This window comes from Vibrio profundi (assembly GCF_043642225.1).
GTDB classification, from domain to species: Bacteria; Pseudomonadota; Gammaproteobacteria; order Enterobacterales; family Vibrionaceae; genus Vibrio; species Vibrio profundi_A.
Window position 1 is genome coordinate 356,392 of sequence record NZ_JBHZSF010000003.1, and the last position, 24,507, is coordinate 380,898.

Consider the following 24,507-nt stretch of genomic DNA (forward strand, 5'->3'; position numbering starts at 1 on the left):
ATTAAAAAATCAGTAGGTAAAGTGCCCAAATCACGTAGTAGCCAATCCAAGGCAAAGCTGAGATGACAAGGGCTTGTCCTCGCTCAAATTCAGTCCACGTTAAAACTGCCGCATAACCAAGAACAATGTACCAAGGTAATAGCAAGGGCAGTGAACTCGCGAACTGAGACCATTCATTGGTTAGGGGGAGTTTGATTAAACCATTTAAGCTGTTTAGGTCGGCTGCGTAATTCATTACCTGACCATGTTTTAGCAGTAGACTCGCATAGCTTGCGACATCACCGAGAACAGCTGGGAACATCACTACGGAAGAAGCAGCAAACCATTTCCAGTAGCCATGCTGGTGTTGGCTAGGTTTGGCTGCAAGGTTGAACCAAAATGCCAACATGATGATTGCAAGAGTACGGCCGAAGACATCACTGATGATCTCACTGGCGAGCAGCGTGTTGCTGTCGAGTATTTCGAGTTGGCTTGGGTTTGTCACTGCCAACTGAAGTGCTAATTCGCCACTCAGCCAATTGAAGTCAATATTGGAGAAATAAGCTCCCCAAAATAAGAAAGGGCTCAGCATTAAAATAATATAAGGCTGCCAGCCCCATGCTCCACGTTGATATAACGCTAGGAAACATGCTGTTGGTGAGCGGAAAATATCCAACAGCATGACGAGTGGGTTACTTGACGGGTTCATACACTTACCTTAGTTACGTCCACATACAGCTTCAGTTTTTGACCTGGCTGTAAGTATTTTTTCTTCTGTAGCGTGTTCCACTTAACGATATCTGAACTCTTTACTTTGAATTTGTTTGCAATTCCGCTGATGGTGTCACCAGAGCGAACGCTATAAAAAACAGTACGGATGATCGCGCCATCACTGCTGTTCTTCCAAATTACCAGTTCTTGGCCGACTCGAAGTGTGTCACGAGGTCCCATACCATTCCATTTTGCTAAAGATTGGTGAGAGACTTTGTTTGCACGCGCGATATCCCATAGGCTATCACCGCTTTTTACGGTGTGGGTTAGCTTATATTTACCACGAGATTTCGATTGGGTACTAGCAAGGCGGTTAGAAGCACTTAACGCATAAACTTTGTCGTTTTTAGTCGAGGTTGGAATCATTAAGTGTTGGCCAATACGAATATTGTTATTGCTCATGCCATTTGCTGAGCGAATCACTTTAGTCGTGGTGTTGTATTTGTTCGCAAGCACGCTAAGGCTATCGCCTGATTGCACTTTATAACGAACCAGTTTCATTCCTTTGCCGCGATTATTCTCAACTTCTTGATTGAATCGTTCAACGGAAGATAGCGGTAGCAATAGTTGATGAGGGCCGTCAGGGGCGGTAGCCCATTGATTATACGCTGGGTTATAGCCTTGCAGCTCTTTAACGGAGATACCTGCATAATTTGCAGCGATGGCGAGATCGAGCTGTTCTTTAGGGTCTACCAGTTCAAGTACAGGTTGGTTAGCTATGGCTGGAATGTTTAGACCATATTTTTCCTGATTGGCGACGATGTCTGCGAGAGCTAATAATTTAGGTACGTAGCTACTGGTTTCTTTAGGAAGATCTAAAGAGAAAAAATCAATTGGCTTACCGAGCTTCTTGTTTTTCCTTATTGCACTTGAAACTCGTCCGCCGCCACTATTATATGCGGCGATTGCGTGGTTCCAGTTTCCTTCAAAGCGTTTGTTTAGGTAGGTTAGATAATTGAGGGCTGCGTCTGTAGAGGCGTCGACATCACGTCTTCCGTCGTACCAAAAATCTTGTTTTAGTCCAAACCAATCAGCCGTACCCGGTACAAACTGCCATAGCCCAGCAGCGCTGCCGTGAGAGTAGGCGAAGGCGTCAAAAGAGCTTTCTACAACCGGTAGGAGTGCCAGCTCTAAAGGCATATCTCGAGCTTCGATTTTCTCTGTGATGAGGTAGAGAAAGGGTTCTGCGCGCTTGGATACGGTTTTTAGATGATTTGGGTGTTTAAGATACCAAGTTCGGTAGTAATCTACTTTCTTGTGGTCTGGGACAGTCATCTCAAGTTGCATAGCAATACGTTGCCAGACGTCTTCTTGAGTTTGAGGGGTGATGACTGGAGCTGGTGGTTCAACCGCTTTTTCTGATTGAGAAGGAGTCGAAACAACCTCTGATTTTACCTGTTGGTCAGGAGTAGGTTGGTTCGTTTGCTCTGACCCTTGGTCTGGATTATCTGACTGAGTTAATTGGCAACCGGTAAGCAGGAATGCCAATGCCCAGCTGTATTTAACTCGCATGATACAGCCTTTTATATAAACGGCTGCTGATAATACTTGTCACACTATATGAGTGACAAGCAACAAATCGTTAAAATTCGTTCTTCCACTCACGTAATGCAGTAAAAATTGACAAAGGATCGGTTTGAGGTGTTCGGTTTGAAACCGATTTAATAACGCTAGGTTGAGTATATCGTAGGAAAGGATTGACCCACTTTTCCTGGCGTAAGGTGGTTGGGATGGTGGGCTTGTTTTGAGCGCGTAGTCGATTCACTTCGTCACGATATTGGTGAAGTAAATCGTTATCCGGTTCCACAGCGAGCGCAAAAGCAACGTTACTCGCGGTATATTCATGGGCGCAGTAAACTTCAGTCTCTTGAGGGAGCGCAAGAATTTTGTTCAATGAGTCGAACATTTGCGCTGGTGTGCCTTCAAAGATACGGCCGCAACCTGCCGAGAATAGAACGTCACCACAAAATAGTTTCGCATCCCCAACATAGCCTATATGACCTTTGGTGTGTCCACCTAAGCCGAGCACTAAGAACACTTCATCAAATAACTCAATTTGATCACCGTCTTCTACCGGGTGCGTCAAGGTTGGAATGGGTTCATCTCTCGGGCCGACGACATCAACTTTAGGGAATTGTCGAACTAACTCAGGCACGCCTCCGATATGATCATGGTGGTGGTGCGTAATTAAGATTGCATCTAAAGTTAGCTCATGTTTCTGCAAATATTCTAGTACTGGAGCGGCATCTCCTGGATCAACAACAGCACAACGGCGATCGCTATTTTGTATCAGCCAGATGTAATTGTCGTTAAATGCGGGTATGCTTTTGATATATAACATTATTGGTTCTCCAGTCATCATAAGTGAGACAGATTGTTGATTAAGCCTGCACGTAGCCGTCAAAAAATCGAGCACCCTTATACTTGGTCCCAGTTACACAACGGGGATTGGGTGTGCGAATCGATACAGACTCGCCTAGATGAGTGGTGCCCAAAACTTTTTGGTTACCATATGCTCAAATTAGGCGGGCTGAGCTGTGAGCTAACCAGCGCTACATGTAACATTCAACATCAAGTAAACCTAGATAGCCAGAACCCATTACATAATGTTGCTGCAGATGCTTATAATTTGCCCTTTTTGGAAAAAAGCTTTGATGTAGTGATACTTAGCCATCAACTTGATTATAGTAATGACCCACACCGCTTACTACGTGAAGTAGACCGAGTCATGATGGATGATGGGTATTTGATTATTACGGGCTTCAACCCTTTAAGTTTCACCGGTTTGGCAAGTCTAATGCCTTGGCGGAAAAATAATCTTCCGTGGAGTGGACGTATGTATACGCCGAGTCGTATTAAAGATTGGCTTGGTGTACTGAATTATCAAGTTACTCATTGTGATATGTACGCTTTGTTTCCAATGAAGAAGTATCAAACCATGTGGACTTGGTTAGAGAATAGCTTAGGTGATTGGGCATCAGGTGCAGGAAGTCAGTATTTTATTGTGGCGCGAAAACGCACTTACCCACTTAAACCGATTAAGCCTCACTGGCATTTAAAGCGTCGCTGGTCTCCAGTGGGAGCGAGCTTGAATACGAATGTTCGGCGAGATGTTCAGACCATGAATTCTCAAGCGATAGGTAAGAAAAAAGCCACACTACCAAGGAAGTAGGTGGCTTTATTGGTCATTCTATTTGATTAGCTTGGTTTATAGCCTGTATCTTCTTCTGTTGGGTTTTCCGCTGCCGTTCTTGCTAATTCATCACACATTTCATTTTCACGGTGTCCGGCGTGGCCTTTCACCCAGCGCCAGTCGACATCATGACGAGCGGTCTCTTTATCCAACTCTTGCCATAAGTCCGCGTTCTTAACCGGTTTTTTATCGGCCGTTTTCCAACCGCGTTTCTTCCAATTGTGTATCCACTGAGTAATACCCTGACGTACGTATTGACTATCGGTGGTCAATATCACTGAGCAAGGCTCCTTGAGGGTTTTCAGTGCCACGACAGCCGCCATCATCTCCATTCGATTGTTGGTTGTTTGGGTATAGCCCTTCGCTAGGGTTTTCTCGACGTCTTTGTAGCGAAGTACAATTCCGTAGCCACCGGGACCTGGGTTACCTAAACAAGAACCGTCTGTGAAAATTTCAACTTGTTTCGTCATGATTTGATACTATTACCTGAAGCGCATTATTGGCATAGTCTGACACAGTTATCCTTATGAATACCAGCAACAATTCTGAACACAAACGTATCGTCGTACTCGATACCGAAACAACCGGTATGAACACTGAAGGTGGGCCACACTACCTTGGCCACCGAATTATTGAAATTGGTGCGGTTGAAATCATCAACCGAAAGCTGACCGGGCGACACTTCCATGTTTACCTAAAGCCGGATCGTGCGATTCAAGAAGAAGCCGTAGAAGTCCATGGTATTACTGATGAATTCTTGATTGATAAACCGCTTTATCAAGATATTCATGACGAGTTTCTCGAGTTTATTAAAGATGCGGAGCTGGTGGCTCATAACGCGCCCTTCGATACGGGCTTTATGGATTACGAGTTTGAGAAGTATGATCCGTCGATAGGCAAAACGGACGACTTCTGTAAGGTGACGGATACCTTGGCGATGGCCAAGAAAATTTTCCCTGGCAAGCGTAATAACCTAGATATTTTATGTGAACGTTACGGTATTGATAACTCTCACCGAACCCTCCACGGGGCATTACTCGATGCTGAGATACTAGCGGACGTTTTCTTATTGATGACCGGTGGTCAAACATCGCTTCAATTTAGCGGTGGTCAGCAAGGCGGAGCAGAAGAGATCCGCCGTGCGCAAACTGGACGAAAATCGCTAAAGGTTTTACGTGCAACGGCCGATGAAGTAACAGCACACCAAGAACGGTTAGATATCGTCGAGAAGAGCGGAAGCTGCCTCTGGCGTCAGTAGGAGATACTATGTTGAGGGTAATCATTACCTGTTGTTTGTTATTTGTTAGTGTGGCAGTTAATGCTGCCACTGAGTCCAGCATGACTCTATTGGATAATCGCTTTCGAGTGGATCCAAGCATCGAACAAATAACCTTTGTGATTTATCGCTCAAAAAGTTCTCAACCTGTCGTGTTAGTGCGCCCAGATGGTAAAAAGTACTATGCGTGGCGCAGCGCAGATAATGTTCGTTGGTACCAAGAGCCATCAATGGACATTATCTCAGTTGATAAGCCGATGCCTGGGCCTTGGCAGGCAGTAGGTAAGGTCTCTCCTAAGAATAACATCAAGCTGTTATCCCATCTGACTCTGACAACCGATGTATTCCCCAACAAAGTCTATCAAACGGAAAACTTAAAATTTACCGCTCGTTTAACCTCTGATGGTAAACCTTTAGTTCTTCGTGACTTTCTCGATCGTGTAAAGCTAAAAGTGACCTTTACTAAGTTTGTTGAAAATGAAGATACTTTGGTTAAAGAAGCTCGTCCTATCCCTATTGTGATGGGGGAGTTTGCGGATGATGGACAAGACCTTGATGAACTCCCGGGTGATGGGGTGTTTACGGTTAACTTGCCGATTCAGATTGAACCTGGGAAGTATCGAGTTCGGATCACCTCTGGTAATGGGGTATTCCTGCGGGCTCAAGAGCAAGAAGTCTTAGTGTATCCATCGCCAATCTCGACTACCTTCATTCAATCTCGAAATGAAGATAAACCCCACTCAATGGTGACATCTGGAGAGCAAGGGATGATTGAACCGGGAAGTTTGGCGGTTCATTTGGAACATACTTCTCCTGATGAGTTTGTTAGCTACAAACAAGGGCAAGCGAAGGAAGAAGAGATGAAGGTGCCATTGTCAATTGATTACAATGGGGACATCGGTATTTACTCGCTAACGGGGCGTGTGTATGCGAATGATGCTTCTAATAAGCGCCCATTGATGTTCACCATCAACCCGCATACTTATAGTGTCGTGGAAGAAGTTGACTTAGCTGAATCAAGAAGGTTGCAAGAGGAAGCTTTAGCCGAGCAGCGTAGGATTGCCGCTGAGAAAGCGCTGATTGAGAAACGTGAAGCGGACAGAATGCGTAATATGATCATTATCGGTGTTGGTAATGTCGTGGCGATTATCTTAGGCCTGCTTATTTGGTTTGTCATGCGTAAGCTAAAAGCGAAGAAACAAATGCTTCCTGAGATGCAACTCCAAGCACCTAAAAAATAGGCTTATATAAAAATGTAAAGAGAAGGCGGGGCTTATACCTCGCCTTTTTTGTATTGAATCAAAGCCCACCGTTGAGCATATTGAGCAGTCATAAAAGTACAGCTTAGTCAGACGCTTTGGTGCATGGTAGGTAATTAAAGGTGTCTATGAAGCGTCAGGTAAGGCGGAGAAAATACAAAAAGGGCAGGTGATTTAAAATCACCTGCCCTTTGTTATTTCGCTATCTTTGGTTATTTCAAGCGACGTTATCCATTGTGGAGTAGCTTGACTTTGCCGCTAGCTCTTCTGGATTGAAGTCATCCACATTGATGGTGTAAAGACGGTGCGCTTCAGCATCAACCAGAAGATCTGCTTCTTCCTGCGTTAGAATGTTTTTCTCTAAACCAATCTCAGCGACCAGATCTAGTCTTAAGAAAGGACGACGTTTGTGCGTCTCTTTACACACTTTATCAAATAGCGGTTCTGCTTTAAGAATGATGGCTAGAGCTTGTTCAATTTTGCCTACAGCATTGTGCTCTGTTGGTTCTAGGTATTGGTTACGACCAATTCGAGAACGAGTAGCACTTGGCGTTTGGATAATACTTGCGACCTTGCTATCTAACTTATCATTTGGAGCGCGGCGAACACGACCAAATGGCATAATGATAAATCGTAATGCTCGACCAATAACAGGGTTCGGGAAGTTGGCTAAGAACTCATCAATTGCCACTTCTGCTTGTTGTAAGCTGTCTTGCATTCCCCAGTGTACCAACGGTAGATCTTCAATTTGACGACCGTCATCTTCAAAGCGTTTTAGCGTTGCAGAACTTAGGTAAAGTTGGCTCAAGATATCGCCTAAGCGTGCAGATAAGCGTTCTTTACGTTTCAATGAACCGCCAAGTACTGCCATTGAAATATCGGATAACAATGCCATGTTTGCGCTGTAACGATTGAGTTGTTGGTAGTAACGCTTGGTCGCATCTTTGGTTGGTGAGTTTGACCCCAGCCCGTCAGTGATACCAAACCATAAACTACGAACTAAATTACTCATAGTGAAACTAACATGGCCAGCCAGTGCGGCATCAAACTTATCGACAGCATCGGAGCTTTCTGAATAAGCAGCTTCCATTTCAGCCAACACATAAGGGTGACAACGGATCGCCCCTTGCCCGTAGATGATCATCGAACGAGTAAGAATATTCGCGCCTTCTACCGTAACAGCGATAGGAGCACCTTGATAGCCACGCGCTAGGAAGTTGGATGGGCCTAAGCAAATGCCTTTGCCTCCAACGATGTCCATGGCATCGATGATGCTCTGCTGGCCACGGTGCGTACAGTGGTATTTAACGATTGCTGAAATTACCGATGGTTTTTCACCTAAGTCGATACCTGCAACTGTTAGGTTACTGGCTGCGTCCATCACGTAGGCGTTACCCGCTAAGCGCGCTAATGGCTCTTCAACCCCTTCCATTTGGCCAATCGGCTGTTTGAACTGACGGCGGATACGAGCGTAAGCACCAGTTGCGAGTGCCGCTGTTTTGATACCACCTGTTGAGTTCGAAGGTAGTGTAATGCCACGACCAACAGACAAACATTCAACAAGCATACGCCAACCTTGGCCTGCCATTTTCTGACCACCAATAATGAAATCCATTGGTACGAAAATATCATTACCTTGAGTTGGACCATTCTGGAAAGGTACGTTAAGTGGGAAATGGCGATTACCAATCTCTACACCTTTTAGGTCAGTTGGGATCAACGCACACGTGATGCCTAAATCTTCTTGATTGCCAAGTAAACCTTCTGGGTCGCGCAGTTTAAATGCGAGTCCTAATACTGTTGCGACAGGAGCAAGGGTAATGTAACGCTTGTTCCACGTTAGGCGCATACCTAAAACAGTTTCACCTTGCCATTCGCCTTTACATACCACGCCATAGTCTGGAATTGAGCCCGCGTCGGAGCCGGCTTCTGGGCTAGTAAGTGCGAAACATGGAATCTCTTTACCTTCAGCTAAACGAGGTAAGTAGTGATTTTTTTGTTCTTCAGTACCGTAGTGTTGAAGGAGCTCACCTGGACCTAATGAGTTAGGTACGCCAACAGTCGATGAAAGCACACCAGACACACCGGTTAACTTTTGTAGTACTAATGATTGAGCGTAAGCCGAAAACTCTAAGCCACCGTATTTCTTCTTGATGATCATCGCGAAGAACTTATGATCTTTTAGGTATTGCCATACTTCTGGTGGAAGATCCGCTAACTCGTGCGTGACTTGATAATCGCTGACCATTGCGCAGACTTCATTGACAGGGCCATCTAGGAATTCTTGTTCTTCTTTAGAAAGTTTTGGTTTTGCAATGTTGTGGAGCTTGTCCCATTGAGGTTTACCTTTGAATAGCTCGGCTTCCCACCAAACGGTACCTGCATCTAAGGCTTCTTTTTCGGTTTGAGACATTGCCGGTAAAACAGTCTTAAACAGCTTAAGCGCTTTTTGGCTAATTAATGTTTGGCGAATACTTGGAACTGCAAGTATCGCTATAGCTAATAAGTAACATAGCCAACCAGTAGTGCTGACTAGGTCAGCGACAGATAATGCAACCATTGCAGTAGTGAGTAGCAGTAAAGATTTTACTAAGCTGACTCGATGGTATAAGCAGACGCTTAATACTAGGGTCACACTAAGTAGAGAGAGCAATATGTCCATGTTTGAGTTCCTTTTCAGACATCACTTAACGTTAAGTATAGTTTTTGGTAAGAGGTCGAACCAGTCAATGTAATCAAAATATTAAATATTTGTAAAACCCCACTGTGAGTTAAAAGTGATCTCTGTAGAGTTAAAGTTCTAAAGTTGAGAGGTCGGTGATGAATTTCTGTGCAAATATTTCATTCGAACTCAATAAAGGTGGCAATCTTTTGGCTTAGGTGTCGACACTACGAAATGTTTGTGGGTAAACTCAGGTAAAAGGGATAAAGAACCCTAACTCTCAATCCGCAAGCAACATCTGCTTGAATAAAAATAAGAGATACGCCTTATGTACCAAGACCTAATCAAAAGTGAATTAAACGAAGCTGCTGACGTCCTGAATAAGTTTTTAACTGATGACCACAACATTGCTCAAATTGAAGCGGCAGCAAAGATGATCGCTGATTCTTTCAAACAAGAAGGTAAAGTACTGTCTTGTGGTAATGGTGGTTCTCATTGTGATGCAATGCACTTTGCAGAAGAGTTAACTGGTCGTTATCGTGAAAATCGCCCAGGTTTTGCGGGTATCGCGATTTCTGATCCAAGCCATTTGTCTTGTGTCAGTAATGATTTTGGCTACAACTTTGTATTCTCTCGTTACGTTGAAGCTGTAGGTCGCAAAGGTGATGTGCTATTTGGGTTATCAACGTCTGGTAATTCAGAGAATATCCTTAATGCTATTGAAGCCGCTCAAGCAAAAGGTATGAAAACGATTGCTTTAACGGGCAAGGATGGCGGCAAGATGGCGGGTTGTGCTGATATCGAAATCCGTGTACCTCATTTCGGGTATGCAGATCGAATTCAAGAAATCCATATCAAAATTATTCACATCATTATTCAGCTCGTTGAAAAAGAGATGGAATAATTAAAGTAATAGCGAAGAAAGTTGAAGCCAATTTGTCTTCAATAATGGTTTAGAACAGGGAGTAAGTTAGACCATGTGTGAATTGCTCGGTATGAGTGCGAACGTGCCAACCGATATTTGTTTTAGCTTCACAGGCCTAATGCAACGTGGGGGAAATACCGGCCCACATCGTGATGGTTGGGGGATCACTTTTTATGAAGGTAAAGGTTTCCGCACTTTTAAAGATCCGAATCCAAGCTGTGAATCGAAAATAGCGGAGTTGGTTCAAAACTACCCGATTAAAAGCTGCGCGGTCGTGAGTCATATCCGTCAGGCCAACCGTGGTGGTGTGAACTTAGAAAACACGCATCCATTTACTCGTGAACTGTGGGGGCGTTATTGGACTTTCGCTCACAACGGTCAATTGAGTGATTACGATGATTTATCTGGAGGGCGTTTTCGTCCAGTTGGCGAAACAGACAGTGAGTTATCGTTTTGCTGGTTGTTGAAGCAACTGGAAGACCGTTACCCAGAGCCGCCTCAAGATCTTGAAGGTATGTTTAATTTTGTCGCTGAGTGTTGTGACAAGTTAAAAGAGAAAGGTGTGTTTAATATGCTCCTGAGTGACGGTGAATATGTGATGACTTATTGCACCAACCACCTTTATTGGATCACTCGTCGCGCGCCATTTGGTAAGGCAAGCCTTATTGATGAAGACGTAGAGATTAACTTCCAAGAAGAGACGACACCTAACGATGTGGTGACGGTTGTGGCAACTCAGCCGCTCACCGACAACGAACAGTGGTCGAGAATGAAGCCTGGTGAGTTTGCTCTGTTTCATTTTGGAGAATTGGTCGCTTCGAACAAATACCAGCTGGTGGATGTCAAATATGCACCTAAAAAGGTCGCCAGTCAGGCACCAACTGAACCGTTATAAATAAAAAAGAGGCTGAATATCCAGCCTCTTTTTTTATTCTTCTGCGTAACCGTGTAGACCCAATTCTTTACTATCTAAAACCGCTTTTCCGTTTATCATCGATAAACGTTCTTCGATAAACCATTTACTTACCAATGGATAAATCTGATGCTCTTGCGTAAGAACTCGGCTTGCCAGTGACTCTGCATTATCATCATCAAATACTGGAACTTTGGCTTGCAGCACCACAGGGCCACCATCCAACTCTTCAGTAACGAAATGCACACTGGTTCCATGTTCGGAATCTTTGGCGTCGATAGCACGTTGATGGGTATGTAAGCCAGGGTATTTGGGTAGCAATGACGGATGAATATTTATCATCTTACCGAGATAGTGGCGCACAAATTCAGCGCTTAGGATTCTCATGTATCCCGCAAGGATAATAAGATCAGGTTGGTATGCGTCAATTTGTTTCATTAACTCTAAATCGAATGCTTCACGTGATTCGAATTCTTTAGGATTAACGGAATGTGCATCGACTTCTGATGTGCGCGCGCGCTCAAGGCCATAGGCATCGGCTTTATTTGAAAAAACAGCTTTTACAGAAGCATTAATCATTTTACTTTCGCAAGCATCTAATATGGCTTGCAGGTTGCTTCCGCTACCGGAGATCAAAACAACAATATTCTTCATGCAGGGGTCAAACTCAAATGATGGAAGGTAGGTATAAACAATGTACCTACTTAGTTTAAGGTTTTCTGCGGGCTAAATAGCAGAATGAGGACCTACGGTCCTCATTCTTTATATGTCGAAATTGAAACTAGACTTAGTTAATTTCAACTTGCTCTTCGCCAGCTTCAGCGTTAGCAATTTCACCGATAACCCAAGCGTTTTCGCCTTCTGCTTTCAGTAGTTCAACAGCTGCGTCTGCTTGGTCTTTAGGTAGAGCAACAACAAGGCCTACACCACAGTTGAAAGTGCGGTACATTTCGAATGTCTCCACGTTGCCTTTCTCTTGTAGCCAGTTGAAGATTGCAGGCCATTCCCAGCTCTTACCATCGATGACAGCTTTAGTGCCTTCAGGCAGTACGCGAGGGATGTTTTCCCAGAAACCGCCGCCAGTGATGTGCGAAATAGCATGAATGTCATGCTCAGCAATCATCTTAAGCGCCGATTTGATGTAAATTTTAGTTGGCTCTAGAAGGTGCTCGCCAATGGTGCGACCTTCAAGTTCTTCATTCTTATCTGCACCAGATACTTCTAGTACTTTCCGAATTAGAGAGTAGCCATTTGAGTGTGGGCCACTCGAGCCTACAGCGATAAGAGCATCACCCGCCGCGACCTTAGTGCCGTCGATGATGTCAGCTTTTTCTACAACACCAACACAAAAACCGGCAACGTCGTAATCTTCGCCTTCGTACATACCTGGCATTTCAGCAGTTTCACCACCGATAAGAGCACAACCAGATTGAACACAACCTTCAGCAATACCTGAAACGACATCTGCTGCAGTATCAACGTCTAGTTTTCCTGTCGCATAGTAATCTAGGAAGAATAGTGGTTCTGCACCTTGAACGATCAAATCGTTCACACACATTGCTACTAGGTCGATACCAATGGTGTCATGTTTTTTCATATCCAAAGCAAGGCGAAGTTTAGTACCTACACCATCTGTACCAGAAACCAGTACAGGCTCTTTGTATTTAGTTGGAAGTTCACAAAGGGCACCGAAGCCACCAATGCCACCCATAACTTCAGGGCGACGAGTGCGTTTTACTGCACCTTTAATACGATCTACTAGTGCGTTACCTGCATCGATATCAACACCAGCGTCTTTGTAGCTTAGAGAAGAATTATTACCGCTCACGGGATAGTCCTCAGTCTTAAGTTGGATGTGAAAACGGCGCTATTCTAACAGGGGTTAAATCAAAAAGGAAAACGTTTGCGTCAGTTTTTTTATATAGTGAAACATTCTGAAAAAGTGCGAGAAAGTGTGTATAATTGCTAGGTTTGATTAATTTTTCCGGAGTTGGACATGAAAGTTGTTGAAGTGAAACACCCACTAGTAAAGCATAAAATTGGCTTAATGCGTGAAGGCGATATCAGTACTAAGCGTTTTCGTGAGCTAGCAACAGAAGTGGGCAGTCTTTTAACATATGAAGCGACATCTGACTTTGAAACTGAGCGTGTAACCATTGACGGTTGGAATGGCCCAGTAGAAGTAGACCAAATTAAAGGTAAAAAAGTAACAGTTGTTCCAATCCTACGTGCTGGTCTAGGTATGATGGATGGTGTTCTTGAGCACATGCCAAGCGCTCGTATCAGTGTTGTTGGTATCTACCGTGATGAAGAAACGCTAGAGCCAGTACCTTACTTCAACAAGCTTGCGTCAAATATCGATGAGCGTATCGCTCTAGTGGTAGACCCAATGCTTGCGACGGGTGGCTCGATGATCGCAACTCTTGACCTTTTGAAAGAGCAAGGTTGTAAAGTGTTTAAGGTTCTTGTTCTAGTAGCGGCTCCGGAAGGTATCGAAGCGCTTGAAAAAGCTCACCCAGATGTAGAGCTTTACACTGCAGCAATCGACGAGAAGCTAAATGACAAGGGTTACATTGTTCCTGGTCTAGGCGATGCAGGTGACAAGATTTTCGGTACTAAATAATTAGCCCGATAAAATGATAATAAAAATGGCTTGATGCGGTTCCATCAAGCCATTTTTGTTTGTGGCGCACAACCCTTAGAAATTAGCTAAAGTTCGGGCGAACAGCCTTTATCTAGGCTCTTCAATTTGCGCATTATCAACGACGTGGTTGTCACCTAAATCCTGTGGGAGAATTAGGTTTAGTAGAATCGCGACAATCCCGCACAAACTCACACCCTGCAAGCTGAACTCTCCGACACCAAAAGCCATGCCTCCAATACCGAAAACTAGGGTAACGGCAACAATCACTAGGTTACGAGATTTATGTAAATCGACATTATTCTTAATCAGCGTATTTAGGCCTACTGTTGCGATTGAACCAAATAGTAGGATCATGATGCCGCCCATTACTGGTACAGGAATGGTTTGCAGTAGTGCGCCAAGTTTCCCAACCAATGCCAGTACAATTGCGATCACGGCTGCCCAAGTCATGATCACTGGGTTAAATGCTTTAGTTAGCATAACCGCACCAGTGACTTCACTGTATGTTGTGTTTGGCGGAGCGCCTATCATTGATGCAGCGATCGTTGCGACACCATCACCAGTCATCGTGCGATGTAAGCCCGGCTTTTTAAGGTAGTCTTTACCTGTGACATTAGAAATCGCGAGCATATCGCCGACGTGTTCAACAGCAGGAGCGATCGCGACAAAGACCATAAAGAAAATCGCATTGATGTTGAACTCAGGTGCGATGAATTTTGGTAAAGCTAACCAAGAAGCTTGTACGACGGGAGAAAAATCAACCACGCCATAAACTAAGCTAGCGATATATCCTGCGACAATCCCACCGAAAATCGGTAAGAGTTTTAGAAAGCCTTTAGCGAATACGCTAATTGCAATGGTGACCAAAAGTGCAATCGAAGAAATCCAAAGTGCAGCATCTGCATCAACTAACTGCACAGCACCGTCCCCTGTTTTGCCAAGAGCCATGTTAACGGCCACAGGTGCCAAACCAAGACCAATCACCATAATGACAGGGCCAACGACGACAGGAGGAAGGAGTTTATGAATAAACCCAACACCTCGAACTTTGATGATCGCCCCCATCAGCACGTAAACAACACCAGCAGCCATTAAGCCGCCCATTGTTGCACCAATGCCCCAAGTTTGTACGCCGAACATGATAGGTGCAATAAATGCAAAAGAAGACGCTAAAAAAATGGGAACGGAGCGGCGTGTAATGAGTTGGAACAAAAGTGTACCGATACCAGCACCGAACAGTGCAACATTGGGATCGAGTCCAGTAAGCAGCGGGACTAACACCAGAGCACCGAATGCAACAAATAACATTTGTGCACCCTGTAAGGCGTTTTTCATAATGATTCCTTTTCAAAGGTTAAATAAAATCGGCGGGATTTTATCACCTCGCAATCGATTGCTATGTTGTATAGATCAAACTTATACCTCTTGGTTTGTCTGATAAGAGATAAATTTCCTATATAGAGAAGGGTAAATGGAGATAATCACCAAAATTGAACGATGTTAAGCGTCTAATTATGACCGAGACATTACCTAGTCTGCTTGCTCAGTGATTCATTGTTGCTTATCATCCAAGCTCACGCTTAAAAGTTTAGGATCGGTATGCGCTATTTAGCATTGTTAATTATGAGTTGTATGGCTCTGCCAAGTTATGCATTAACACAAGTGAATATTTTTAGTTCTGAAGTTGTCATTGACGAAGAAGGCAAAGAACCAGAAGTCACGGCTCGAAAGCAAGGAATGCAGGAAGTGCTTGTTCGTGCGACGGGTAACACTGATGTAGTTAACAATGAAACGGTCCAAAAGGCGTTAAGACAAAGTGCTCAGTACCTTTCTCAAATGAGCTATGGAGAACAAGAAGAAGCGAGTACTTTGAAGATGCGTTTCAATGCAGCTCAAATCCGTTCATTACTTACTCAAGCTCAATTACCTTACTGGCCTGAAAATCGAGCCAATATTTTAGTTTGGTTAGTGGAAGAACAAAACTACGATCGTAGTATCGCGTGGGAGCATTCCGACTCCAATTTGCGTCGTAGCATTATCGAGAACTCTCAACGACGTGGACTACCAGTAACGTTACCTGTAGGTGATTTTGATGATATTACGGGTATCGCAGTATCGGATTTATGGGGCTCATTCGTTGGACCAATCAGTGCTTCTAGTCAACGCTATCCTGTTGATGCGGTGTTAGTGATCCGTTCGCAACGCCAAGGCATGCGTTGGACGTTGTATGATCAAAAACCGAACTTAATTGTGGACTCGCCTAAGACGCCTATCACTGGCTCAGTTTCCGGTAACAGCGCGACTCAAGCGCAAGCATTGATTGATGAAGTAAGTAATTACTATGCAGGGAAAAGCGCTGTAACCGTTGCTAGCGAGTCGTCGGAATCTCAATTAGTTCAGTTTATGAATGTAAGTGACGCGCAAGATTTCTTTGAACTGGAAAACGGGCTAAAGGCACTAAACTCAGTTGCAAGTTTGGATATTCTAAAAATTCAAAATAATGAAGTGACCTTTAGGATTCACTTGTTATCTTCTCCAGAAGAATTTAAAGCGGAGTTACGCCGTATTCGACAATTAGCGGAAATGGAACTAGAGGTGGTTGAACCTGAAATTGCGCCTGAGTTCGAATCACAAGAAAACACCGTAGTAGTTGAAGCGGAAGAAACGAGTAGCACTCAAAGCGAGGTGCTGTCTGAAAATCCTACCGTGAGTAGCGATGTGACTGAAAGTGAAGCGTCCAGTATTGAATCTGTCGACACACAGAGTAATGAGACAACTGCGCTCGAAACGACGGAAGTTATTTCGGCAGAGCAAGTCCTCACTTACGAGTGGATAAAGAACTAACAGATAGAAAATGAAAAATAAAAAACGCGCTCTTATGGCGCGTTTTTTTATAGTAAGAACCGTTAAAACTAGGACTTATCGAACTTAGATTTTTCTATTTTTTCAACTTCAGATAGACGCTTTAGTTTTAGCCCCATTTCTTTACCACGCCAGCGCGCATAAAGAATATTACCCGCAAAGCAAATCGTAGTTAATGCCAGCTCAACTAAGGCTAACATGCGTTCTCCCCCATCGATATATAGGATGGTTAAAGCATGTAGAAAATAGAGCATCAGAACGAAGTTTGCCCAAGCATGGGTATAGGGTTTGCCTGCGATAATGCCTGGTAAAGTTAACAGTAAAGGAAACGCCCAGGCTCCGGCAAGCACCATACTGCTTAAGTGAGGGTGAGGTGATAGGCTTAGCTGCCAAACCAATACCCAAGCTAATAAGGATAAATTACCAAACAGGGCTAGAAAGCGAAATTGTCTGGTTCTTGGTGACATGTCCATTAAAGATTGATTTCCTTTTGATTCATTGCAATACGAGCAAGTCGCTTCCCCATTTGCTGCGCCAATTCTATTTCATCTTTTGTCAAAGATGTGGAGTGTCCAACGCTGCTTGCACCATACGGTGTTCCACCAGACTGGGTGGAATGAAGGGTAGGCTGGGAGTAGGGAATACCAAGTATTAGCATTCCATGGTGCAACAATGGCGTCATCATACTTTGTTGGGTCGTTTCTTGACCTCCGTGCATTGATGAAGACGAAGTGAACACACAAGCGGGTTTATCAATTAAATCACCGTTCACCCAAAGCGGAGTGGTGGTGTCCCAAAAGTGCTTCAACGGACCTGCCATATTGCCAAACCAAACGGGGCTGCCCATTGCGAGTCCATCACACACTTTTAAATCATCAACAGAGACAATGGCTTCTTGTGGAGCTGGGGCATCCGGTGTGATTTCTTCCACAGTTCGCAATATCGCTTCACAGTGAGGCATTGATTCAATGCCTCGGGCGATCTGTCTTGCAAGTGAGCGCGTACTACCGTGCCGGCTATAGTAGAGAACAAGGATCTTAATGTTCATTGGAACTAGAGGATCTCAAGTACTTGTTCCGGTGGACGGCCGATTTTCGCTTTACCGTTTGCCACCACGACTGGGCGCTCAAACAGTTTTGGATTATCTGCTATTGCTTGAAATAGCTCTTCATCAGTAACGCTTTCAGCACCAAGGTTTGCCTCTTTGTAGTCGGCTTCCTTGGTACGCATCATGTCACGCACTGACTCGAACCCCAACTGAGAATACAAAGCTTTGAGCTCAACAACCGTTAGCGGTGTTTCTAGGTACTTCACGATCTCTGGTTGGACACCATTCTCTTCTAAAACTGCAAGTGTTTGACGGCTTTTTGAACATCTTGGGTTGTGGTAGATCACGACTGACATGAATTTCTCCTAAATTGTAATACGTCCGTAGATGGCTGTTGGTTATTGCAAAGCCAAGAAGCGATCGCGTTGAATCATGAGTTGATCAATTCGTGCATCGTATCTAGCTTGCTTTAAGCTGCCTAATTCTGCGATTTGGCTGGCTTGGGTGTAATACTGAATGGCTTTATTCCAATTAGCTTGCAGAGCAAGGATTTCAGCGCGAGCAGCGAGATCCTCATCGCTATTCGCCAAGCTGATATTGGCTTTAGACAGTAAATGCCAGCCATTAGTATCGTTTGGATTATCGTGGGTATAGCGCTGCAATACCTTAACACTTTCCTCAAATTGCTCATCTTCTAGCAAAGCGTTGGCGTAGTTAATGGTTAATACCGGGTTGTTGGGTTTGCGAGTAAGCGCGGATTGCATTTCCTTAATCGCTACTTCTGGCTGTTTTTGAGCAATATGAAGATCTGCCAAAGCGTCTAAGTAAAAAGAGTTCATCGGATCATTTTGAATGAGCTTACTCAAAATAGGCTCGGCTTTGTCTAATTGCTTGGAGTCTAGATAGACAAGCGCTTTCCCGTATTCAAAAGATGGTGCGATAGCTGGCGTCGCTTTTTTACTTCTACGTTCAAACCAATCCATTGCCGCGTCGCTATTGATGCCTGCATAGCGAGCAACGATTCTTGCTCGTGCTAAGTGGTAGTCCAGCGAAGGCGCAACACGAAGAGGTGGGTAATTTTGCGCGCGCTGACGAGAATCGGTAATACGAGCTTCTGGTAATGGGTGACTTAGGAGCATTGGCGGAGGTGTACTCGCATATCGGTATTCATCCGCAAGACGGCCAAAAAATCGTGGCATGGCGTTAACGTCAAAGCCGGCTTTTGCCAGTGTATTAATGCCAAATCTGTCGGCTTCTTTTTCATTACTACGTGTGTAGTTAATTCGGCTTTGCATATTACCAGCAGTGGTTGCTGTGATTGCCGCTATTCCGGCTTCTGGTGCAGCGATCGCAAGCAGTAAGCCACCGACTAATGCGGCCATGGTAGCTGGAGAGCGACGGGCTTGATCTTCCATACTTCGAGCAAGGTGGCGCTGAGTCACGTGCGCGATTTCGTGCGCAACAACAGAGGCCAACTCGCTTTCTGTCTGAGCGTGCAAGAATAAGCCAGAGTGAAGCGCGACATAACCACCGAAGAAAGCAAACGCGTTAATGTTACGGTCGCGAATCATGAAAAATTGAAACGGTGTTTTTACGTCATTAGCATTCGCGACCAAACGATGGCCTAAATTGGTAATGTACTCATTTAGAACTGGATCATTCACGATTGGTTGGCTGTTCCTTAAAATCCGCATGTAAGCATCACCATAGATAAGCTCTTGATCTATGGTTAGCGTTCCGCCAGCTGCGGTACCAATGTCAGGTAGAGCTGGGCTATTGGCGAAAGTCGGTGCGGGTGTACTTAATGCAGCTGCGATACAAAGGCAAACTATGGAACGTGTGCGTTTAAACATATTGGTCAGTGGTACTCCATTTCTTCTGACATTAAGACAAGGATATTGCGAATTGGTTTCTTTTATCTAACTTCAGCTTATTATTGACGCACATTATCTCGACGCTAAATGTGATAGAAAGGTGTAAGGCTTTCAAAAACACATTACAATAAGCTCTTATAATAAGCATCGAGCTCAAGAATGAAACCAAATATTCTAGATTTACGCCAGGAGCGTTGTCCTATGGCGTTATTATTAGCCAAACGTCACACCGCACGGTTAGAAGTTGGTCAATCATTGTCAATCTATATGGCTGACCAGAGCTCCATAAAAGACACCATTAACTTCCTTAAGAGACAGGCGTTTGTCGTCGAAAGTGAAGCTAACTCAGAATATCACCACATCAAAGTTTTGAAAAAGGAACCGCAGTCCAATGCTTGAAATGGTCAGTCGTTGGTATAAACGACGTTTTTCCGATCCACACGCTGTCAGTCTGGTTGCAATCATTCTTTTCGGCTTCATTACAATTTACTTCTTTGGTCATTTGATTGCGCCATTGCTTGTCGCGATCGTATTGGCGTATTTACTTGAGTGGCCTGTCGCGCAGTTGCAACGCTTAGGCATACCTAGAACGCCATCTGTCATGCTAGTTATCTTGATGTTCTTTAGTTTGATGTTGTTGGCATTGTTTGGTCTTGTCCCGACTATTTGGAATCAAATTGGTAACCTTATCAATGATATTCCTAGCATGTATGGTGGGCTGCAGAAGTTTATCTCTACGATCCCTGAACGTTACCCAGAGTTAGCTAACCTACAAATTGTCGAATCCGTGGTTTCTAATGCGAAGAATAAAGTATTGGGTATGGGAGAGAGTGTAGTAAAAGGCTCTCTTGCTTCATTGGTGAGTATTGCAACACTTGCTGTGTATCTGATTTTAGTGCCACTGCTTATCTTCTTCTTGTTGAAAGATAAGGAAGAAATGATTCAAATGGCGAGTGGGGTATTGCCACAGAACCGTCGTTTGGCAACGAAAGTTTGGGTTGAGATGAATCAGCAAATCTCAAACTATATCCGCGGCAAAGTGGTTGAAATCTTGATTGTTGGTGGAGTGAGCTACATTACGTTTGCCATTCTAGATTTACGTTATTCGGCATTACTGGCGGTCGCTGTGGGGCTGTCTGTCCTCATTCCTTATATTGGCGCGGCGGCTGTTACTGTTCCTGTTGCGATTGTTGGTTTATTCCAGTGGGGACTGACGCCTCCATTTTACTGGTTACTATTGGCTTACGGCATAATCCAAGCTTTGGATGGTAACGTGTTAGTGCCGGTTCTCTTTTCAGAAGCGGTTAACCTTCATCCGGTCGCAATTATCGTGGCTGTACTGGTGTTTGGAGGACTGTGGGGCTTCTGGGGGGTATTCTTTGCGATTCCTTTGGCCACGTTAGTTAAAGCTGTATGGAATGCATTGCCAAGTAACGAGCATCACGAACTCATAGAATAATGTGAGACGTCCTATCAAATAAAAAGCCCGAACTGAGAGTTCGGGTTTTTTTGTTGTTGGCTTGAAGGCGAACGAAACTAATTACGCTTCGTTTTGATTAAAGTAACCAAGAACGACTTCATGGTGAGTCTTTGTTTTGAATTTATTGAAGACATGCTCAATCACACCTTCTTCGTTGATAAGGAAGCTGATTCGATGAAGTCCATCATACACTTTCCCCATGAACTTTTTCTCGCCCCAAACACCAAACTGCTCAGCCACTTGATGATCTTCATCTGAAAGTAAGTCGAAGTTTAGTGACTTCTTCTCAATGAAATTAGGAAGGCGTTTAACAGGGTCGATACTTACGCCCAGTACTACAACATTAAGAGCATCAAGTTCAGCTTTGATATCACGCAGCCCTTCCGCTTGAACAATACAACCTGGAGTCATGGCTTTTGGGTAAAAGTAAAAAAGAACTTTTTTACCTTTGAAGTCATTTAATGAAACGGTTTCACCGTTTTGGTTGAGCAGTGAAAAAGCTGGTGCTGGGGTGCCGGCTGTCAGCGTATTCATGAGATTTCCTTTTTATAGACTGTTTTTAATGAAGTTTAGTGAGCCTTGTACTGAAAGCTCCTGACACAACGCGTTGAATTCTTCTTGTAGTTGCATCAAATTACAATCTGAGTGAACAGATGCCGTAATAGAGATATGAAATTGGTCGTTGTCTAGCTGTACTTTTGATTTATTGATGGTTTGTGCGCTTAACGAAGCTAGGCCTATGTTTCGGTCCGCAAAAAACTGGGTGAATTTTTCGGTCAGCCCAACTTTGTCATCAGACTCAACAAAGACTTCAAGCGTGTATGAGTTATCAACCTGATCATGGGGAGAAGTACGCTTCATGATGGTAATTAGGTCATGCTCTTGTCCAAGTAGCGGTAGCGTGGTTTCCACTCGAGTAATGTTATTCGCTTTACCGGAAAGTAACATGATGAGGGTGAACTCTTCACCGAACAATGCAATGCGGCTATCGATGATGTTACAACCTGACTCCGTTACTAAATGGACGACTTGGTTGCAGATTCCTGGGCGGTCTGTGCCCACTGCTGTGATTACTAGATGCTGAGTCATAAAATCACTTCTTTATTTTTTCCATAATTCCATGCATGGTAGCACAGATATTGTGAACAATAAGTGCATCAAATTGGCTTTTTGTGTTATTCCTAGTATCAATATTTGGCTCAGTTTTAAAATTACTTAGAATTGACATGATAGTGGCGAAGGCTTCTAGAATAGGGCTTCGCTACTCATTTATCACATTTTTAATGCCCAGAGGTGTGAAGCCTCTAACATCCGGCACTATTTCATCCAATTGTACTACGTAAGCCGCTTTAATCTCTTGTGTTTATCAATCGCCTTACAGTACCATGCAAAAAGAATCAATTTAGGGAGATAGACATGTTTTCAGGAAGTATCGTTGCGTTAGTTACACCATTTAATCCAGACGGTGAAGTTGATTTTGACAGCTTGAAAAAGCTTGTTGAGCATCATGTGGCTGCTGGTAGTGATGGTTTGGTTGCAGTAGGTACAACTGGCGAGTCTGCTACATTAACTGTTGAAGAGCATGTCAAAGTTGTGACTAAGATGGTCGAGTTTTCGGCGGGTCGTATTCCAATTATTGCAGGCACTGGTGCTAATGCGACACACGAATCTGTCACTTTTAGCCGATTGCTAAACGGTTCTGGTATCGCTGGCTGTTTAAGTGTGACTCCTTATTACAACAAACCGACACAAGAAGGTTTGTACCAACACTACAAAGCTATTGCTGAAGTCAGTGATGTTCCTCAAATCTTATACAACGTACCTGGCCGTACGGCAGTAGATTTACTTCCAGAGACAGTGGCTCGCTTAGCTAAAATCGAAAACATCGTTGCACTAAAAGATGCGACCGGTGATTTAGATAGAATTGCAATTCATCGTGAACTTTGTGGCGAAGATTTTATCTTACTAAGTGGCGATGACTTAACTGGCCTTGAATTTGTTAAACGTGGCGGCGACGGCGTAATTTCGGTAACGAATAACGTTGCGGCGGCAGATATGGCAACCATGTTTAAATTGGCAAAAGAAGGCAAGTACGAAGAAGCGGAAGCTATCAATGAGCGTTTAATGCCTCTTCATAAAAACTTATTTGTTGAATCTAACCCAATCCCAGTGAAGTGGGCTGTTCATAAAATGGGTTTGATTGCGGAAGGTGGTTTACGCCTACCTCTGACTGAGTTGTCAGAGCCCGCTCAGCCTGTTGTTGCTCAAGCAATGACAGAAGCTTGCATCTACTAATTAGTTGAAAGTAGTGCCGGAGTGTCACTTCGGCATTTAGGAGTATAAATGAAGTATTCTCACCAGCTAGTGATCGGTTCACTGGCTGTTTTTGTTCTTACAGCATGTTCTGGCAGCGCTTCTCAAAGACGCCAAGCAAAAGATGATTTTGAGTATTTAGAAACGCCAGAGTTTTCACAATGGCAATTACCTGAAGATGCCGTTCCTCAGTTCTATCCAAACTACGATATTCCTGACGGTGAATTCACCGGTGGTATTGGTAAGCAAGTCGACATTCGACCACCTCAGCAAGTGCTTGAGCTAATCCCAGGAGCTCGTTCAGAGCGTCGTGATGGTGAAGTAACGCTATGGTTACTGAGAGAGGAAGAAGCGGCTAAAGTATGGAAAACAGCATTAGACATGCTTGAAAACCGTAATATCGAGATCCGTGAACAAACTGACTCTCAAGTTGAAACTGGCTGGGTTTCTTGGGAATCAGAAGATGAAGAAGTGACGATCGGTAGCCGTTATTCGATCGAACGCTTTGAAGCGAATAATCGTCATGGCTTTAAAATTAGCCTGATTGATTGGAAAGAAGGGTCTGAAATTAAGCCTGTGACAGCAACAAATAAAGAGCGCTACAACGCCTTTATGACAAACCTTGTTACGGCGAAATACGATCAAGACTTGCGTGAAGAAGCTGCATTGAAAGCTCAGGAGTTGGTAAAACAAATTCCAATTTCGATGGGTTCTGACCGCAGTGGTTTCCCGGTAATTATTGCTCGCGCGCCTTATAATGTTCTTTGGCAACGACTACCTGAGTTATTGCCGTCGATGGGTTTTACTCTCGAAGAGCGTAACCAGTCTCAAGGTACTGTTAAGGCCAAATATGCGTCACCAGATGATGAGTTCTGGGAGCAAATTGGGGTGAAGCCAATTGACCTAAAAGGTGGCACGTATACCTTCTTATTTGGTGATTTAGGTAACCGAACGTCGATTAACGTGACAGATGCCGCTGGCAAACCTGTAGAAGAAGAGCTTCTTAAGTCTCTTGTTCCGGTATTAGCAGCAGTGGTCGATGAAAGTAAAGATAACAAGTAAGCTGGTTATGTAATAAAAAAGAGGACTTTAGGTCCTCTTTTTTTATTTTTCTTTGTTGAGTTCGGCTTCTTCCGCTCTTCTTTTTCTATCAAGCTCTGTCAGGCGTTCAAGGTCGCTTTTGTGCTTACGCTTTTCTACTTGCTTGAATTTCATATTGGCAGTGTACTTTAGAGCAGCAATGTTACCGATCACTACACTGACTAATATCAGGCTAATGACCCAAGGGTTAGTCAAAAACTCCATACC

The 24,507-nt window shown here is 44.0% G+C and carries 25 protein-coding genes and 1 pseudogene; 11 read left to right on the forward strand and 15 right to left on the reverse strand.

Annotation, left to right across the window (positions count from 1 at the left end; translation table 11 throughout):
- Position 1 precedes the first annotated feature (1 nt).
- The 3 genes and pseudogenes from ACHUFI_RS08205 to gloB form a co-directional block, all read right to left on the reverse strand.
- A complete protein-coding gene (locus ACHUFI_RS08205) occupies positions 2 to 688 on the reverse strand; it encodes a YIP1 family protein (RefSeq protein ID WP_394248015.1) in 687 nt (228 codons plus the stop codon).
- Positions 685 to 2,088: pseudogene (locus ACHUFI_RS08210) on the reverse strand (LysM peptidoglycan-binding domain-containing protein); the annotation flags it as partial. The gene ACHUFI_RS08205 and the pseudogene ACHUFI_RS08210, both read right to left, overlap by 4 nt.
- Before the next feature lie 244 nt (positions 2,089 to 2,332).
- Entirely contained in the window at positions 2,333 to 3,091 is a 759-nt protein-coding gene (gene gloB / locus ACHUFI_RS08215) for a hydroxyacylglutathione hydrolase (RefSeq protein ID WP_394248017.1), read from the reverse strand.
- Between the two features lie 39 nt (positions 3,092 to 3,130).
- Here gloB and ACHUFI_RS08220 point away from each other — a divergent pair, with 39 nt between their 5' ends.
- Positions 3,131 to 3,922 carry a class I SAM-dependent methyltransferase gene (locus tag ACHUFI_RS08220; RefSeq protein WP_394248100.1) on the forward strand — a complete coding sequence of 264 codons (792 nt, stop codon included), beginning with the start codon at positions 3,131 to 3,133 and terminating at the stop codon, positions 3,920 to 3,922.
- 26 nt (positions 3,923 to 3,948) lie between these two features.
- Here ACHUFI_RS08220 and rnhA read toward each other — a convergent pair whose 3' ends face one another.
- Entirely contained in the window at positions 3,949 to 4,413 is a 465-nt protein-coding gene (gene rnhA, locus ACHUFI_RS08225) for a ribonuclease HI (protein WP_394248019.1), read from the reverse strand.
- Positions 4,414 to 4,469: 56 nt separating this feature from the next.
- On the opposite strand from rnhA, the gene dnaQ reads away from it, so the two are divergent.
- A complete protein-coding gene (gene dnaQ / locus ACHUFI_RS08230) occupies positions 4,470 to 5,201 on the forward strand; it encodes a DNA polymerase III subunit epsilon (RefSeq protein WP_394248021.1) in 732 nt (243 codons plus the stop codon).
- A gap of 8 nt (positions 5,202 to 5,209) precedes the next feature.
- On the forward strand, positions 5,210 to 6,460 hold the full coding sequence (locus ACHUFI_RS08235) for a TIGR03503 family protein (RefSeq protein WP_394248023.1): 1,251 nt from the start codon (positions 5,210 to 5,212) through the stop codon (positions 6,458 to 6,460).
- Positions 6,461 to 6,695: 235 nt separating this feature from the next.
- Here ACHUFI_RS08235 and fadE read toward each other — a convergent pair whose 3' ends face one another.
- A complete protein-coding gene (fadE, locus tag ACHUFI_RS08240) occupies positions 6,696 to 9,140 on the reverse strand; it encodes an acyl-CoA dehydrogenase FadE (RefSeq protein WP_394248025.1) in 2,445 nt (814 codons plus the stop codon).
- Between the two features lie 328 nt (positions 9,141 to 9,468).
- Here fadE and lpcA point away from each other — a divergent pair, with 328 nt between their 5' ends.
- The gene (gene lpcA / locus ACHUFI_RS08245; protein WP_394248027.1) at positions 9,469 to 10,044 is read left to right on the forward strand and encodes a D-sedoheptulose 7-phosphate isomerase; all 576 of its coding nucleotides are present in this window, start codon (positions 9,469 to 9,471) and stop codon (positions 10,042 to 10,044) included.
- A gap of 73 nt (positions 10,045 to 10,117) precedes the next feature.
- Positions 10,118 to 10,960: a class II glutamine amidotransferase gene (locus ACHUFI_RS08250; protein WP_394248029.1), complete on the forward strand. Its 843-nt coding sequence runs from the start codon at positions 10,118 to 10,120 to the stop codon at positions 10,958 to 10,960.
- Between the two features lie 33 nt (positions 10,961 to 10,993).
- Here ACHUFI_RS08250 and purN read toward each other — a convergent pair whose 3' ends face one another.
- Both purN and purM read right to left on the reverse strand, forming a co-directional pair.
- Positions 10,994 to 11,632 (reverse strand): phosphoribosylglycinamide formyltransferase, encoded by a 639-nt coding sequence (purN, locus tag ACHUFI_RS08255; RefSeq protein WP_394248031.1) that lies wholly within the window; start codon positions 11,630 to 11,632, stop codon positions 10,994 to 10,996.
- 133 nt (positions 11,633 to 11,765) lie between these two features.
- Positions 11,766 to 12,806 (reverse strand): phosphoribosylformylglycinamidine cyclo-ligase, encoded by a 1,041-nt coding sequence (gene purM / locus ACHUFI_RS08260; RefSeq protein ID WP_394248032.1) that lies wholly within the window; start codon positions 12,804 to 12,806, stop codon positions 11,766 to 11,768.
- Positions 12,807 to 12,974: 168 nt separating this feature from the next.
- Here purM and upp point away from each other — a divergent pair, with 168 nt between their 5' ends.
- The gene (gene upp, locus ACHUFI_RS08265; protein WP_394248034.1) at positions 12,975 to 13,601 is read left to right on the forward strand and encodes a uracil phosphoribosyltransferase; all 627 of its coding nucleotides are present in this window, start codon (positions 12,975 to 12,977) and stop codon (positions 13,599 to 13,601) included.
- A gap of 108 nt (positions 13,602 to 13,709) precedes the next feature.
- Here upp and ACHUFI_RS08270 read toward each other — a convergent pair whose 3' ends face one another.
- Positions 13,710 to 14,957 carry a uracil-xanthine permease family protein gene (locus ACHUFI_RS08270; protein ID WP_394248036.1) on the reverse strand — a complete coding sequence of 416 codons (1,248 nt, stop codon included), beginning with the start codon at positions 14,955 to 14,957 and terminating at the stop codon, positions 13,710 to 13,712.
- A 264-nt stretch (positions 14,958 to 15,221) separates the two neighbouring features.
- Here ACHUFI_RS08270 and ACHUFI_RS08275 point away from each other — a divergent pair, with 264 nt between their 5' ends.
- Complete coding sequence (locus ACHUFI_RS08275) at positions 15,222 to 16,466, forward strand: DUF2066 domain-containing protein (protein ID WP_394248038.1); 1,245 nt, start codon at positions 15,222 to 15,224, stop codon at positions 16,464 to 16,466.
- 68 nt (positions 16,467 to 16,534) lie between these two features.
- On the opposite strand, the gene ACHUFI_RS08280 is transcribed toward ACHUFI_RS08275, so the two are convergent.
- Genes ACHUFI_RS08280 through bepA form a run of 4 tightly spaced genes read right to left on the reverse strand, consistent with a single transcriptional unit; the run spans position 16,535 to position 19,385 of the window.
- Positions 16,535 to 16,957, reverse strand: coding sequence for a DUF2069 domain-containing protein (locus ACHUFI_RS08280; protein ID WP_394248040.1), 423 nt, complete (start codon positions 16,955 to 16,957; stop codon positions 16,535 to 16,537).
- Positions 16,957 to 17,532, reverse strand: a complete 576-nt coding sequence (wrbA, locus tag ACHUFI_RS08285; protein ID WP_394248042.1) for an NAD(P)H:quinone oxidoreductase — start codon at positions 17,530 to 17,532, stop codon at positions 16,957 to 16,959. Before wrbA ends, ACHUFI_RS08280 begins: the two co-directional genes overlap by 1 nt.
- 5 nt (positions 17,533 to 17,537) lie before the next feature.
- Positions 17,538 to 17,888, reverse strand: coding sequence for an arsenate reductase (glutaredoxin) (arsC, locus tag ACHUFI_RS08290; protein ID WP_394248044.1), 351 nt, complete (start codon positions 17,886 to 17,888; stop codon positions 17,538 to 17,540).
- A gap of 42 nt (positions 17,889 to 17,930) precedes the next feature.
- Complete coding sequence (gene bepA, locus ACHUFI_RS08295) at positions 17,931 to 19,385, reverse strand: beta-barrel assembly-enhancing protease (RefSeq protein ID WP_394248046.1); 1,455 nt, start codon at positions 19,383 to 19,385, stop codon at positions 17,931 to 17,933.
- Positions 19,386 to 19,565: 180 nt separating this feature from the next.
- Between bepA and ACHUFI_RS08300 the strand changes: the two genes are divergently transcribed.
- Together ACHUFI_RS08300 and ACHUFI_RS08305 are read left to right on the forward strand one after the other, a co-directional pair.
- Positions 19,566 to 19,805, forward strand: coding sequence for a sulfurtransferase TusA family protein (locus ACHUFI_RS08300; RefSeq protein ID WP_394248048.1), 240 nt, complete (start codon positions 19,566 to 19,568; stop codon positions 19,803 to 19,805).
- Positions 19,798 to 20,865 carry an AI-2E family transporter gene (locus ACHUFI_RS08305; protein ID WP_394248050.1) on the forward strand — a complete coding sequence of 356 codons (1,068 nt, stop codon included), beginning with the start codon at positions 19,798 to 19,800 and terminating at the stop codon, positions 20,863 to 20,865. Before ACHUFI_RS08300 ends, ACHUFI_RS08305 begins: the two co-directional genes overlap by 8 nt.
- A gap of 81 nt (positions 20,866 to 20,946) precedes the next feature.
- On the opposite strand, the gene bcp is transcribed toward ACHUFI_RS08305, so the two are convergent.
- Positions 20,947 to 21,420, reverse strand: coding sequence for a thioredoxin-dependent thiol peroxidase (gene bcp / locus ACHUFI_RS08310; RefSeq protein ID WP_394248052.1), 474 nt, complete (start codon positions 21,418 to 21,420; stop codon positions 20,947 to 20,949).
- A gap of 12 nt (positions 21,421 to 21,432) precedes the next feature.
- Positions 21,433 to 21,975: a glycine cleavage system transcriptional repressor gene (locus ACHUFI_RS08315; protein WP_394248054.1), complete on the reverse strand. Its 543-nt coding sequence runs from the start codon at positions 21,973 to 21,975 to the stop codon at positions 21,433 to 21,435.
- 327 nt (positions 21,976 to 22,302) lie between these two features.
- Between ACHUFI_RS08315 and dapA the strand changes: the two genes are divergently transcribed.
- Complete coding sequence (dapA, locus tag ACHUFI_RS08320; RefSeq protein WP_394248056.1) at positions 22,303 to 23,181, forward strand: 4-hydroxy-tetrahydrodipicolinate synthase; 879 nt, start codon at positions 22,303 to 22,305, stop codon at positions 23,179 to 23,181.
- Positions 23,182 to 23,229: 48 nt separating this feature from the next.
- A complete protein-coding gene (gene bamC / locus ACHUFI_RS08325; RefSeq protein ID WP_394248058.1) occupies positions 23,230 to 24,261 on the forward strand; it encodes an outer membrane protein assembly factor BamC in 1,032 nt (343 codons plus the stop codon).
- Positions 24,262 to 24,303: 42 nt separating this feature from the next.
- Here the strand turns inward: bamC and ACHUFI_RS08330 are convergent, their stop codons facing one another.
- Positions 24,304 to 24,504, reverse strand: a complete 201-nt coding sequence (locus ACHUFI_RS08330) for a DUF2897 family protein (protein ID WP_394248060.1) — start codon at positions 24,502 to 24,504, stop codon at positions 24,304 to 24,306.
- Positions 24,505 to 24,507 lie beyond the last annotated feature (3 nt).